The sequence below is a fragment of the Pedobacter sp. MR22-3 genome (assembly GCF_026240075.1).
Lineage (GTDB): Bacteria > Bacteroidota > Bacteroidia > Sphingobacteriales > Sphingobacteriaceae > Pedobacter.
The window spans coordinates 108,773-121,956 of the sequence record NZ_JAPIVF010000003.1 but is presented as its reverse complement, the minus strand read 5'-3'; the positions used below and the strand labels follow the sequence as shown (position 1 = coordinate 121,956).

14 protein-coding genes are annotated in these 13,184 nt (G+C 38.3%); 11 read left to right on the top strand and 3 right to left on the bottom strand.

Translation table 11 applies throughout. The features are described from left to right. The first annotated feature begins 35 nt into the window (after nt 1-35). The 9 genes from OQ267_RS07475 to OQ267_RS07435 all read left to right on the top strand — a co-directional run bounded on the left by OQ267_RS07475 (nt 36) and on the right by OQ267_RS07435 (nt 7,700). Complete coding sequence (locus tag OQ267_RS07475) at nt 36-713, top strand: 2'-5' RNA ligase family protein (RefSeq protein ID WP_265835417.1); 678 nt, start codon at nt 36-38, stop codon at nt 711-713. 113 nt (nt 714-826) lie between these two features. Next, nucleotides 827-1,231, top strand: coding sequence for a helix-turn-helix domain-containing protein (locus OQ267_RS07470; RefSeq protein WP_088300908.1), 405 nt, complete (start codon nt 827-829; stop codon nt 1,229-1,231). An 86-nt stretch (nt 1,232-1,317) separates the two neighbouring features. Continuing rightward, nucleotides 1,318-2,082 (top strand): SDR family NAD(P)-dependent oxidoreductase, encoded by a 765-nt coding sequence (locus OQ267_RS07465; protein ID WP_088300909.1) that lies wholly within the window; start codon nt 1,318-1,320, stop codon nt 2,080-2,082. 133 nt (nt 2,083-2,215) lie between these two features. Continuing rightward, nucleotides 2,216-2,896 carry a CAP domain-containing protein gene (locus tag OQ267_RS07460; protein ID WP_265817027.1) on the top strand — a complete coding sequence of 227 codons (681 nt, stop codon included), beginning with the start codon at nt 2,216-2,218 and terminating at the stop codon, nt 2,894-2,896. A 107-nt stretch (nt 2,897-3,003) separates the two neighbouring features. After that, a complete protein-coding gene (locus tag OQ267_RS07455; protein ID WP_265817026.1) occupies nt 3,004-3,519 on the top strand; it encodes a GtrA family protein in 516 nt (171 codons plus the stop codon). A 120-nt stretch (nt 3,520-3,639) separates the two neighbouring features. Next, on the top strand, nt 3,640-5,418 hold the full coding sequence (locus OQ267_RS07450; protein WP_265835416.1) for an aromatic amino acid hydroxylase: 1,779 nt from the start codon (nt 3,640-3,642) through the stop codon (nt 5,416-5,418). Nucleotides 5,419-5,887: 469 nt separating this feature from the next. Further along, the gene (locus tag OQ267_RS07445; protein ID WP_265818277.1) at nt 5,888-6,589 is read left to right on the top strand and encodes an SDR family oxidoreductase; all 702 of its coding nucleotides are present in this window, start codon (nt 5,888-5,890) and stop codon (nt 6,587-6,589) included. 87 nt (nt 6,590-6,676) lie between these two features. Continuing rightward, on the top strand, nt 6,677-7,039 hold the full coding sequence (locus OQ267_RS07440) for a hypothetical protein (protein ID WP_088300913.1): 363 nt from the start codon (nt 6,677-6,679) through the stop codon (nt 7,037-7,039). Nucleotides 7,040-7,151: 112 nt separating this feature from the next. Next, nucleotides 7,152-7,700: a C40 family peptidase gene (locus OQ267_RS07435; protein ID WP_265835415.1), complete on the top strand. Its 549-nt coding sequence runs from the start codon at nt 7,152-7,154 to the stop codon at nt 7,698-7,700. A 1-nt stretch (nt 7,701) separates the two neighbouring features. Here OQ267_RS07435 and OQ267_RS07430 read toward each other — a convergent pair whose 3' ends face one another. The 3 genes from OQ267_RS07430 to OQ267_RS07420 all read right to left on the bottom strand — a co-directional run bounded on the left by OQ267_RS07430 (nt 7,702) and on the right by OQ267_RS07420 (nt 10,403). Further along, a complete protein-coding gene (locus OQ267_RS07430) occupies nt 7,702-8,304 on the bottom strand; it encodes a YdeI/OmpD-associated family protein (RefSeq protein WP_265835414.1) in 603 nt (200 codons plus the stop codon). Between the two features lie 24 nt (nt 8,305-8,328). Continuing rightward, complete coding sequence (locus OQ267_RS07425) at nt 8,329-9,216, bottom strand: flavin reductase family protein (RefSeq protein ID WP_265835413.1); 888 nt, start codon at nt 9,214-9,216, stop codon at nt 8,329-8,331. 191 nt (nt 9,217-9,407) lie between these two features. Next, nucleotides 9,408-10,403 carry a fumarylacetoacetate hydrolase family protein gene (locus OQ267_RS07420; protein WP_265835412.1) on the bottom strand — a complete coding sequence of 332 codons (996 nt, stop codon included), beginning with the start codon at nt 10,401-10,403 and terminating at the stop codon, nt 9,408-9,410. 375 nt (nt 10,404-10,778) lie between these two features. Between OQ267_RS07420 and OQ267_RS07415 the strand changes: the two genes are divergently transcribed. Further along, nucleotides 10,779-11,939 carry a homogentisate 1,2-dioxygenase gene (locus tag OQ267_RS07415; RefSeq protein ID WP_265817020.1) on the top strand — a complete coding sequence of 387 codons (1,161 nt, stop codon included), beginning with the start codon at nt 10,779-10,781 and terminating at the stop codon, nt 11,937-11,939. A 102-nt stretch (nt 11,940-12,041) separates the two neighbouring features. After that, a complete protein-coding gene (gene hppD, locus OQ267_RS07410) occupies nt 12,042-13,172 on the top strand; it encodes a 4-hydroxyphenylpyruvate dioxygenase (protein ID WP_088301352.1) in 1,131 nt (376 codons plus the stop codon). The last annotated feature ends 12 nt before the right edge of the window (nt 13,173-13,184 follow it).

Genomic DNA, 13,184 nt, shown 5'->3' with positions numbered 1-13,184 from the left:
TCGCGGGTTTTAACCTGCGACTTTTTTTTGGAAAAATGAATTTATCAGCACATTACGACAAACTATATCAGGAATCGAAAACCAAAATAGCCAATGGCCATTATGAGATTGATGAACTGATTGATTCGAAAGATGATTATCGTTTCGGAATTACCTTGCTGATCAGGCCGGACGAAAGCACCAAGACTAACATCCAACAATTTTTGAATGAAGTTAAAGCCATTGATCCACACCAGTATTATTATCAAAACAGCGATCTTCACATTACGGTGATGTCCATCATATCCTGCTATGTTGGTTTCGATCTCCGGCACATCAATGTAGCGGATTATGTTAAAGTAATTGAACCGATAATAGCCAAACACCCAAATTTCAAAATTCAATTTAAAGGAATTACGGCCTCTCCTTCCTGCATTTTGCTTCAGGGATTTTTAACTGATACGCTAAACGAAATCAGGGATGATTTGCGCATTGGCTTTAAAAACACTGATCTTCAACAAAGTATAGATAAACGTTATGCCATTCAAACAGCACATTCAACCGTTATCAGGTTTAGGCAAATGCTAAAAAACAAAGATCAATTATTGAAACTGGTAGAAAAATACAGAGACTTTGATTTCGGCACCTTTGAAGTACACAACATGGAGTTAGTTTACAATGACTGGTATCAACGTAAAAAATTCGTGAAAAAACTACACGAGTTTGATTTATAACAAAGCAGGTTTCGAGATAATGCGAAAGTCAAAAAAGAATGGTTTTTATCTATAAGGATCCTGGTTTTATCGTTTGTAGATTATATTTGTCACGGTCCTAATCATATCACCTGATGAAACTTCCTCAAAAATTTTTTGCCCGTCGCCATGAAATTGCGGCCGATTATATAAAAGAGTTAGATAAACATCTTGATGATATTGTATCCGGCCGGGCAACAGAAATGTTTGAAGTCAGGGACTTTGCCGATTTAATCCATGTCCACCCGGTTCATTTAAGCAATACCATTAAAGCCGCTACCGGCTATGCGCCATGTTATTTCTTTGAAAAGCGTTTGATGGATATCTCAAAATCCATGTTGGAAAACACTAATATGCCCATTTCAGAAATTGCCAGAATTTTAACTTACGATCCTTCCAACTTCACCAAGTTTTTTAAACATTTTGCTGGCAAAACGCCAAAGCAATATCGTGAAGCATATTTAATTTCTTTAGCAAATAAAGCCCTTACTACCGCATAATACTTAATCTCTCACCATTTTAACTTAAGTAGTCACCATTTTTCCCATCACTTTCCATTTAACTTTGTTTATCAAATTAAAAGAACATGGAAAAACAACATAAAATTGCATTAGTTACCGGTGGTAGCCGTGGCTTAGGAAAAAATGCAGCGATTAAAATCGCCGAAAAAGGTATTGATGTTATTGTTACTTATCAATCAAAAAAAGAAGAAGCTGAAAATACGGTTAATGAAATTAAAAAATTAGGTGTAAATGCCGCAGCACTTCAGCTTGATGTTGCCAATAGTGGAAATTTCGATGCTTTTATTACTGAAGTGCAATCCACTTTAAACACGGTTTTCAGTGCTGATAAAATGGATTTTATCGTAAATAATGCAGGTATTGGTATCCATGCATCATTTGCAGAAACCACAGAAGATCAATTTGATACTTTGGTAAACATCCAGTTTAAAGGTCCGTTTTTTCTGACACAAAAAGTTTTACCTATCCTGAATGATGGTGGTGCGATTATTAATATTTCATCAGGCCTGGCCCGTTTCTCTTTACCAGGATATGCGGCTTATGGTGCGATGAAAGGAGCTATGGAAACTTTAACCAGGTACCAGGCAAAAGAATTGGGTGCAAGAGGTATAAGGTCAAACATCATTGCCCCTGGAGCGATAGAAACTGACTTTGGTGGTGGTGTGGTACGTGATAATGAACAAATGAACGCAGGAATAGCCTCGCAAACTGCTTTAGGCCGTGTAGGCTTACCTGATGATATTGGTGGTGTAGTGGCATTTCTTTGTACAGAAGAAGCCAGATGGATTAATGCGCAACGCATTGAGGCTTCAGGCGGCATGTTCTTGTAGAATGGCTGAAAGTTCAGTTTGTCGAAGGCCATTGGGTACTTCGACAAATTTTGATTAATGTCCTATTGACCAATAATCACATAATTAAAATAAAGCATTCTTCCGGGCGTTTTCATTACAAATGCCGTCTTGAATGATCAGATATTTTTTATTCACACTCTTAATTCTTTCTTTAGCCGTTATTGCTCAGGCACAAAAATGGACAGATGCTGAGTATCAACGTGCCAATACAGCAGCCAACGCATCATATCTCAGCAATGAAGAAAAAAACATGGTGCTGTACATGAATTTGGCGCGTATGGATGGCGAGAAATTTTATCACACCCTACTGGAAGAATACATCAATGATTACAATGCAAAAGTTCGTAAATACCGCAATTACAATGATCTGAAAATTGCTAAAAACAACCCTTATTATTTATCACTACTCATACATTTGCGCAAGATGAAAGACCTGCCAATGTTTTATCCGGACGATAAATTATCAATAGTGAGTCGTAATCATGCATTGGATTTAAGCAAAAATAATCTGGACACACATGAGAGCAGTAATGGCGATAAGTTTTCAAAAAGAATTGCTACATATTACCCAAATAGAACGATGAGTGAAAACATCGATTTCGGGAATGATAAGGGATTGGATATTGTATGCCACCTGCTTCTGGATTGTGGTGTGCCATCACTTGGTCACCGCCTGACCATACTGGACCAAAGAAACAGGTTTAATATCGTTGGTTTAAGCATACAGCCACATCCCTCCTATGTATGGTGTGCGGTGATAGATTTTGTTGCGCTCCCTAAATCAGACCGTTAAACGCCATAATGACCTATTCAATTCATTTAACCGTTTAACCTTAGCAAAAATTTGAAAGTAATTTTTGTTAAAAAAACTACCTTTGCGACTGAACCATATCAAAATTCATGCGGAAATTTATTTTAGCCATTATCGATTTTTTCTATCCACCATTTAAAAAATACATCTCACTGCATAATTTTCGATATCTGGCTACAGGTGGCAGTACTTTCGTTCTTGGGCTGGTGGTTTTCTATGTTGCGTATAATGATGTCTTCATGAAGGAAGAATATCATATTTTATTCATGACTTTGAAAAGAAATACCGTTGCGCTTGCCGTGGAGTTTGCCATTGTCATTCCCTACAGTTTCATTTTAAATAAATATGTAATTTTTACGCACAGCGAAGTAAAATCACATGTTCAGTTATTTAGATTTTTAAATCTGCAACTGATTAATATGCCGCTTAATTATATTTTGCTCAAGTTCTTTTCAGAAATTTTAGGTATTTATCCCACCATATCCCGCCTGGTTGTACAATTCCTAATCGCCGGCTTCAGTTACCTTTATCAACATTACTTTACCTTTAGTGTAAAAAAACTAGGCAGCAATAGCAAAATCAATAAAACCGGCACTAAATACTGATTCTTCGATTCTGCTTTAACCATTTATTACCTATGGCTGTTAATTTATAGGATGGCTTTCTTGTTTAGGTAAGGCTAACATCATAACTTAGCCCTCGACCAACTTATTTTCATTTCAACCATGAGCCATTTTAATGATTTTAATAACGCGCAGGTAGCAAAATTACCTAATCATTTAAAACAATTTATAGTTAATCAGAATTACGAAAAATACACCCCTATTGATCAGGCGGTTTGGCGTTATGTTATGCGTCAGAATTATAGCTACTTAAAGGATGTTGCTTATTATCCTTACATTAAAGGTTTACAAAGGGCCGGCTTAAGTATTGAACATATTCCAGATTTACAGACCATGAATGATAACCTCGGCAAAATTGGCTGGGGTGCCGTTACGGTTGATGGTTTTATTCCACCAGCTGCTTTTATGGAATACCAGGCCTATCGGGTCTTGGTCATTGCTGCAGATATTCGCCAGATCAACCATATTGAATATACACCAGCACCAGATATTATTCATGAAAGTGCCGGCCATGCCCCTATTATAGCAGATACAGATTATAATAATTATTTGAGTTATTTTGGTGCTATTGGTGCCAAAGCGATGTTTTCAGCCAAGGATTTTGAGCTCTATGAAGCCATCAGAAAATTATCCATATTAAAAGAAGCAGTTAATACTAATGAAGAACAAATTGCGAAAGCAGAAAAAGCATTGCGCACCATTAGTGAAAATATGGGAGAGCCTTCCGAAATGGCACTGCTTGGCCGCCTGCACTGGTGGACAGTTGAATATGGCTTAATCGGAACGTTGGAAGATCCGAAAATTTATGGTGCAGGTTTGCTTTCATCCATTGGAGAAAGTGCTTCCTGTATGAATAAAGAAGTTAAAAAATTGTGGTACAACATCGATACCATCAATTACCAATATGATATCACCAAGCCTCAGCCCCAGCTTTTTGTAACAGAAACTTTTCAAAATCTAATTGATGTACTGGAACAATTTGCAGATACCATGGCCTTTCGCCGTGGCGGAACAGAAAGCATTATGAAAGCGATTGCCTGTAAAAACGTGGCAACAGCAGTTTATTCTTCAGGATTACAGGTGAGTGGTGTATTTACCGATATCGGGATTGGCCTGGCAGATGAGCTTACTTTTATTAAAACTACCGGGGTTTCTGCCCTTGCTTTTAATGACAAGCAACTTCCGGGTCATGGAAAACAATATCACGCTGATGGGTTTTCATCTCCTGTTGGAAAGCTGAAGGATGTTACAAAACCGTTGGAAGATTACAGTGATGAAGAAATCAGAACATCAGGAAATCATCAGGGTAACAGAACCCAGATGATTTTCAGCAGTGGCATCTGTGTTGATGGCAGGGTGACAGATATTTTGAGAGAAAATGGAAAGGTTATCTTAATCACATTTGTAGACTGTACCGTAAACGAGCGCAATGGTAATATCCTTTTTAAACCCGAATGGGGCAATTATGATATGGCTGTGGGTGAAAAAATTATTTCTGTTTTTAATGGTGCGGCAGATAAGGATGCCTTTGAAGAGATTGCCCTGATCAGCAAGGAAAGTACACATCAGATTATTTATGAAGAAAAAACAGTAGCATTGCATCATCTGTATCAACAGGTTAGAGAGATCAGGGAAAGTGGTCAAAACCTGGATGCACTCGCTGGAATTTTTGATCAGCTGAAACGGAACCATCGGCAGGACTGGCTTTGTTCATTGGAGATTTTAGAAATCATCTTTCATCAAAAAATTTATCACCAGCTGGAAAAGGAAATTCAGGTTTATCTGGAAATTAAGGCGGGCAAAGAGTTAGATCATAAAAAACTTATTAATGATGGTTTACATGTGATTAAAAATCCGGTGAGTCAATTACGAATAGATTAACACAAAAACCTAACCTGTGAAATTTGATATTATTTAAGTAAATTTGAGCATAATCATTGAAATTCAACAACCTATCACGAAAGAAAAGTTCAAGATGCCATAAAAAATTATCAGAAACGGGTGTAAAAAACCTTGCATAAGCATTTTAGAAAATTGCAACGTGGTTTGGATGAAGTAGATTACCAGACAAAAATAAGAAATGAGTTCATTTAGTTTTGTAGCGGATACAACCTTCCTTATTAATGTTCAGGGCAACGCTTTAAAGTAAAAACTCCCGATGCAATTAAAGCAGCTGTTCAAGTTTTTTACAAATACCTTTAGTCACTTCTGATACAGGATTCTAATTTATCGATGATATTGAATTAATTTTAATTTAACTTACGCCAGAATTTTGAAGATTACTAAGCTTAAAGCTATTTAAAACTTAAATCAATAGATGAAGGATATTCATCGCAAATATACCTTACCCATGAACATTATCATTACCGGAGCAAGCAGCGGAATCGGATTTGAAACTGCCTTAGAGTTTAGCTTGCAGAAAGAAAATAAAATTGTTGCCATAGCCCGTTCTGCGGATAAATTACGTAAACTGCTGGAAATTGCCAAAGGGATCAACCCGGATTGCACACTCCTGCCTGTTGAATTTGATATCGTAAATGACGATTATGCCGCACTGATTCCATTTTTAAAAGAGCGCCTCGGCCATATCGATATCCTGATTAACAATGCAGGCGCATTAATTAATAAACCTTTTTTAGAAACAACTGAACAAGACTTAGGCGAAATGCTGCAAAGCAACGTGATCAGTCATTTCAGAATGATCCAGGCTACATTACCTTTAATGCAAAAGGGCAGCCATATTGTCAATGTCGGAAGCATGGGTGGTTTTCAGGGGAGTGTTAAATTCCCCGGACTTTCTGCTTACTCTGCAAGTAAAGCTGCGCTTCATGCCTTAACCGAATGCCTCGCTTTTGAATTAGCGCAAACAGAAATCAAAATTAATTGTTTAGCCTTAGGTTCGGCACAAACGGAAATGCTGGAAGCTGCTTTTCCCGGCTATCAAAGCCCTGTAATGGCTTTTGAAATGGGGAAATACGTAGCAGATTTCGCAAAAACAGGGCATAAGTTTTTTAATGGAAAAATTTTGCCTGTTGCAGTGTCAACACCTTAATAATTAAGACTTTAAAAACTGATGAACTTTATTGGTTTAATTAAAGTCTATGATTTAATATGAATTGCATACCTTTAAATTAATCATATGGAAAACTCAAAATTCACTACTACTCCAGACAGCGGCAAAAATGCTGCAATTGTTAGCTACATCTTCCTGATTGGCTGGCTTATTTCTTACTTCGCCATGTATAAAGACAATAAAACGGCTTTATCCAGTTATCATTTAAGGCAGTCGCTGCTGCTGCACTTGGCTATTATTGTGGTTAATATCTTACTCACCATTCTGGTGGCGATTTTCCCGGTAGCATTTTTAGGCTATTTGAGTTATCTGATTTACATTGTGTACATTATCTTCATCATTTTAGGTGCAGTTAGTGCAAACAATAGTCAGTTAAAGCCACTTCCGGTAATCGGAGATAAAGCTCAGGGCTTTTTCCCAAGTATCTAATCAGCACTAATATTTAATCAGGCCCGGACATTCAATCCGGGCCTTTTGTTTTAACGAGTTTTCCACATTTTTAACCTGCTTTATATTTTTTTTATATCTTGCCAGTCAACATATGAAGAAAATAACATTTGCCTTTCTGTTTTTCATTTTGTATGCAAGTGCAGTGAAAGCTCAAAACATCATACCTGCCCAATATCAGGAACTGGTTAAAAAATTAGTTGCTACCTTACCAAAGAGTACTACTGCAACATTTAAAGATGGTTCATCTACAGATTCTGAATCTTTAATCGATTTTGCCAAAAGCATGCTGGGCATACGTTATCGCTATGCCACTAGCAATCCTAAAATTGGTTTTGACTGTTCAGGCTTTGTGAGCTATGTATTCAGTAATTTCGGTTTTAAAGTGCCGCGTTCATCAAGAGAATTTAGCGGGGCAGGAACTGAAACCACTTTAGAAAACGCGAAAGTAGGTGACGTGTTAATTTTTACCGGAAGCAATTCAAAAATCAGGAAAATCGGCCACGTTGGCATTGTGTATTCCATTGATGAAAACGGAATTAAATTTATTCATGCCTCATCAGGAAAAGCACACAGCGTTACCATTACTGAACTTAATGGCCATTATAGAAATCGCTTTATGAAAATCGTAAGCATCATCTAGCTTATTTTTTGTATTTCCACATTCTGGTTTTACCTTCACCAATCCATTCAATAGCTGTGGCCAGCCGCCTTGCTCTTGTACCTTCAGTTTTGGCTTCTTCCAGCCACAGCACATAGTCTTTTTTACTGGAAGGGCTGAAGTCTTGAAATATATGCATGGCTACAGGATCTTCTTGTAGTGCCTCCATAAAATATGCCGGAATAATCAGGTTTTGTGTGCCTGCCTTAGGCTTTGCAGGAAGCTTAATCCCATCTTCATTTAAGCGAATGCCTTCCTGAATATAAGCGATCAGTATTTCATCGTCAGGCACATCACTTAGGCTTTTGATTTTACCCAACATCCCCATTGCACTGCTGCGATCTTCAAAAATATTAAACTCGTCTGTGATTAAAGCGCCTTTCCAGAAACCAAAAGTACAATGGTTTTTAAAAGCCGCCATATGGCATACCGCACCTTTATATTCAAAAAAAGGCATTCCCCATTTTATCTTCTCCTCTATCCTGGCATCTGCATGATGCACAAGTATTCTTAAGCGTTCCAATATCGGAATGGCAAATGGAGCAGATTTGATAATGTATTGATCAACTTGTACAGAAGTATGCATAAGCCTAGATTTTTAAAATTAAATTTAAAGCAAAACAACCTTCAATGCTAATGCTACATTTCCTTGCCTGAGGTATTGCCGGGCGAGCTCATGTAATTCACGTTCCCTGTTCATGGCATCACCAATGGTGGCATCTAAAACTTCTTTTACATCTGGATTTAAAGTAACCAAATCAACTTCATGATCAGTTGGCAAATGTTCCACATTCCCTAACATACCCAAATCGTTTCCGGTTAATACTTTAGATAAGCGTACAGATTTTGGCAAGCCATCTACACCGATCCCTAATTTAGCCAGTGGTTTGGCTACTTTAAATAAATTTTCTGCAGTTACCCTGCAGTACCAGTCGCCACCTAAACGGGCCACCAAATCTATTTTCTCCTGATCTATTTTTCCTTCGCTATTTAGAATATCTTCATTAATATGGATGAGCTTAACCTCTGCTAAAATTAAGTTTCCGGCACCATGCTGATCACCTAATGGAATTACTTGATTCACCACACATTCAAACTGCACCGGGGCTTCTGCTACTCTTGGTGGTTTAACCAAATCAGATTTAAGCATGGTAAAACCCGCTTTTTCAAACTCATTTACTTCTTTTGCATATTCGGTACTGGCCAGACTCATTTGCTGTACCATCTCATAATTTACAATATTGATGACGCACTCTTTTACCTGGAGTACATTCTCCAGCGTATGCTTCGTCGTATTATCCCGCACCCGCCGGGCTGGTGAAAAAACACAAATCGGCGGCTTGGTACTAAACATATTGAAAAAGCTGAACGGACTCAGATTGATGTTTCCATCAACATCAATGGTTGATGCAAAACAGATTGGCCTTGGTGCAATGGCATATTGCAGATAATCCTGCAGCTGCATCGCAGATAAATCTTCAGTTTTTAAGGTTAGCATGAGCTGATGAATTGGTAAAATTGTTTTTTTTACAGTTGGTAAGTTGGGGCTTAGTGAGTTGTGCAGTTGAATAATCAATCTGGCAAGTAAGCTTAAATTTTGGAAATTGACACATCCCCCCCTCCTTTCTTACATATCGGCACCTGTGGATTTCACTTACTAAACGCCTAACCAACCTACCGCCTGCACCACTATTTCTTCAAAGCTAAAATAGAAAAATCAGTATCAGCTTTGGTTATGGTATTGGTTAAAGCACCTAAACCTGTAATTTCCATTTCTACCACATCGCCGGGCTGTAACCATTGTGTCTGATAATTTGGATCGTTTAGTAAACCTGTACCATTAAGTTCCAGGAAACATCCGGTTCCAACCGTACCTGATCCGATGACATCGCCAGGCAGGATATCCACACCATAGGCACAACGCTCAATAATTTCGGCAAAGGTCCAGTCCATATCTGCCGCATTACCCTTTGATACTTCAATACCATTTACGCGACAAGTCATTTTTAAATTGTAGGCATTTCCGGTGTGGCCATCTTTCGCCGCAACTTTGTAGGGTTCCAGTTCATCTGGTGTAACCAGCCAGGGGCCAATCACCGTAGAAAAATCTTTTCCTTTTGCCGGACCTAAATTTAACAACATTTCTTCCATCTGCAGGGTCCTGGCACTCATATCGTTCATTACCATATAACCGGCAATATACTCATCCGCTTCTGCAGCTTTAATATTTCTTCCTTTCTTACCGATGACAATGGCCAGTTCCAGTTCAAAATCAAGCTTTTCGAAATGATCAGGCATACATTCAATTTCTCCTGTACCCTGAATGGCATTGTGGTTGGTGAAGTAAAAAATCGGATATTCATCAAACTGCGGAATCATATCTACTTTACGGTTCCGCCGAGCCGCAGCCACATGTTGTCTGAATGCGTATCCATCCCTACAACTGGTTGGATTTGGTACCGGTGCGAGAATTTCATAGAAAATTTCTTCTTTGGCTTCCAGGCTTCCATCTTTTATCTGTGCATCAACCTTTTTTGCACGTTCCATCAGTACCTCTCCGCCCTCCAAAAATTCATTCATATTGTCTGGTAGCAATTTATCGCAGCTATTTAAATTATAGATATGTCCGTCGATAAACAGGCCTAAGTGTATAACATCTTCTGTTTTATAGGATACGAATTTCATATATGATTTGGTTAAATTACGGGGTAAATATAGTAAAAAGGAATAGCGTTCAAAATCAACCCAACCTGGATAAAGCAACCGCAATTAATTTTAAGTAATTGATTATCATCGTAAAATCCGGTTAAATTAAAATGGTTAAAAATTTCTTCCTCTTAAAGAATATACTTATTTTAGCCGTATCAAAACATGATTTTAAAAGCATTACATATCAATTTAGTAAACGATGCCATCGCTGCACGTCGCTATAAAATGCTATCTAAACTAATCATGGCCCAGTATTCTTTGTAAAATCCAGCATCCTTCTTCTTAATTAGACGCTTCACGTTTTTAATTAATTTTTCCAGTAGATTTTATTTCTAACCTAACATTAATTATATGCCTGTTTATCATAAATTGGGGCAGATACCAGCAAAACGCCATACGGTTTTCCGCAAACCTGATGGAAACCTTTATGCCGAAGAATTGGTTTCTACAGAAGGTTTTTCGAGTTTATATTCGCTTGTTTATCATGCCCATCCACCAACCATGGTGAAGCATTTGGGCGAACCTTACAGCGTTGAGCCTAAAATTGCCAGAGAAAAACACCTGAAACACACCAGCTTAATTGGTTTTAACATTCAACCGGAAGACGACTACCTGAAAAGCAGGAAGCCGGTTTTAGTGAATAGTGATTTACATATTGTTTTGGCGGCACCCAGGAAATCCATGACCGATTATTTTTATAAAAACAGTCAGGCGGATGAAATGATCTTCATCCACGAGGGTTCCGGAAAACTTAAAACAGGCTTCGGGGAGATTAAGTTTGGCTATGGCGATTACCTGATTATCCCGAGAGGAACCATTTATCAAATGGAGTTTGACCAGGAGCAGAACAGGTTGTTTATCGTAGAAAGCTTCAGCCCATTACGCCCGCCTAAACGTTATTTAAATCAATACGGGCAGTTGATGGAACATTCGCCTTATTGCGAACGCGATTTACGTTTACCTGAAAACCTGCAAACACATGATGAATATGGTGATTTCAAAGTGCTTATTAAAAAACAAGGATTAATTTATCCCTATACCTATGGCACGCATCCTTTCGATTATATCGGATGGGATGGCTATCATTATCCATATGCCTTCTCCATTCATGATTTTGAACCCATAACCGGGCGTTTACATCAGCCACCACCTGTACACCAAACCTTTGAGGGGCATAATTTCGTAGTTTGTTCTTTCGTACCGCGTAAATATGATTACCACCCTGATTCGATTCCTGCGCCCTATAACCATAGCAACGTAGATAGTGATGAAGTGTTGTATTATGTGGATGGCGATTTTATGAGCCGTAAAAGCGTGGTTAAAGGTCAAATTACCTTACATCCGGGAGGAATTCCTCATGGCCCTCATCCAGGCACAGTAGAAAAATCAATCGGTAAAGAAAAAACTGATGAACTGGCTGTGATGATTGATCCTTTTAAACCGCTGATGCTGACAGAAGAAGCCATTGCAATAGAAGATGAAAATTACCACAAAAGCTGGCAGGAAGGGTAGGTTGAGTTTGGAGTCGAAAGTCTTGAGTCCGGAGTCGGGATAATGAGATATCCAACATATTCGAAATATTATAATATTAAAAAACATTACAACAACATCAAAATGGAAACACAGACATTTGCAGAAAAGATCGCTAAGGCACCAGATTTTCTGCCTATTAACGGAACAGATTATATTGAATTTTATGTAGGCAACGCCAAACAGGCCGCGCATTATTACAAAACCGCATTTGGCTTTCAGAGTTTGGCTTATGCCGGTCCGGAAACAGGCATACGTGACCGCGCCTCTTATGTTTTACAACAGGGAAAAATCAGGTTAATTTTAACCACTGCATTAAAATCAGATCATCCGATTTCTGAACATGTAAAAAAACACGGAGATGGTGTTAAAGTACTGGCCCTTTGGGTAGATGATGCCTACAGTGCATTTGAAGAAACGACAAAACGCGGTGCTAAGCCTTATATGGAGCCTAAAACATTAACAGATGATCAAGGTGAAGTAAAAATGAGCGGGATTTATACCTATGGCGAAACCATCCACATGTTCATTGAAAGAAAAAATTACAAAGGTACTTTTATGCCGGGTTACCGCGTTTGGGAAAGCGATTATCAACCTGCTGATGCCGGCCTTTTATATATTGACCATTGTGTAGGTAACGTGGGCTGGAACAGGATGAACGAGGCCGTACAATGGTACGAAGATGTGATGGGATTTGTAAATATCCTTTCCTTTGATGATAAACAAATCAACACGGAATATTCTGCATTGATGAGTAAGGTAATGAGCAATGGAAATGGCTTTTCAAAATTCCCGATTAATGAGCCCGCGGAAGGTAAAAAGAAATCGCAGATAGAAGAATATTTAGAGTATTATGAAGGCGAAGGCGTTCAGCATATTGCCGTGGCCACCAAAGATATTGTAAAAACTGTTAAAGAATTAAAATCACGTGGCGTGGAGTTTTTAAGTGCCCCACCGGAAGCTTATTATGATATGATGCCACAACGGGTGGGCAAAATAGATGAAGAAATTGCTTTATTGGAAAGCCTGGGGATTTTGGTTGACTGTGATGAAGAAGGTTACTTACTACAGATCTTCACCAAACCTGTTGAAGACAGGCCTACCTTATTTTTTGAAATTATTCAACGTAAGGGCGCACAAAGCTTTGGTGCAGGAAATTTTAAGGCTTTATTTGAGTCATTAGAGCGTGAACAGGAGTTAAGAGGGAATTTATAAATAGTAAAATCA

Bases quoted from the DNA above. Each gene is read 5' to 3' on its own strand.
- OQ267_RS07475 (WP_265835417.1), top strand. From the start codon at position 36: ATGAATTTATCAGCACATTACGACAAACTATATCAGGAATCGAAAACC.
- OQ267_RS07415 (WP_265817020.1), top strand. From the start codon at position 10,779: ATGCCTGTTTATCATAAATTGGGGCAGATACCAGCAAAACGCCATACG.
- OQ267_RS07420 (WP_265835412.1), bottom strand. From the start codon at position 10,403: ATGAAATTCGTATCCTATAAAACAGAAGATGTTATACACTTAGGCCTG.
- OQ267_RS07465 (WP_088300909.1), top strand. From the start codon at position 1,318: ATGGAAAAACAACATAAAATTGCATTAGTTACCGGTGGTAGCCGTGGC.
- OQ267_RS07470 (WP_088300908.1), top strand. From the start codon at position 827: ATGAAACTTCCTCAAAAATTTTTTGCCCGTCGCCATGAAATTGCGGCC.
- OQ267_RS07440 (WP_088300913.1), top strand. From the start codon at position 6,677: ATGGAAAACTCAAAATTCACTACTACTCCAGACAGCGGCAAAAATGCT.
- OQ267_RS07425 (WP_265835413.1), bottom strand. From the start codon at position 9,216: ATGCTAACCTTAAAAACTGAAGATTTATCTGCGATGCAGCTGCAGGAT.
- OQ267_RS07430 (WP_265835414.1), bottom strand. From the start codon at position 8,304: ATGCATACTTCTGTACAAGTTGATCAATACATTATCAAATCTGCTCCA.
- OQ267_RS07450 (WP_265835416.1), top strand. From the start codon at position 3,640: ATGAGCCATTTTAATGATTTTAATAACGCGCAGGTAGCAAAATTACCT.
- hppD (WP_088301352.1), top strand. From the start codon at position 12,042: ATGGAAACACAGACATTTGCAGAAAAGATCGCTAAGGCACCAGATTTT.
- OQ267_RS07435 (WP_265835415.1), top strand. From the start codon at position 7,152: ATGAAGAAAATAACATTTGCCTTTCTGTTTTTCATTTTGTATGCAAGT.
- OQ267_RS07460 (WP_265817027.1), top strand. From the start codon at position 2,216: ATGATCAGATATTTTTTATTCACACTCTTAATTCTTTCTTTAGCCGTT.
- OQ267_RS07445 (WP_265818277.1), top strand. From the start codon at position 5,888: ATGAACATTATCATTACCGGAGCAAGCAGCGGAATCGGATTTGAAACT.
- OQ267_RS07455 (WP_265817026.1), top strand. From the start codon at position 3,004: ATGCGGAAATTTATTTTAGCCATTATCGATTTTTTCTATCCACCATTT.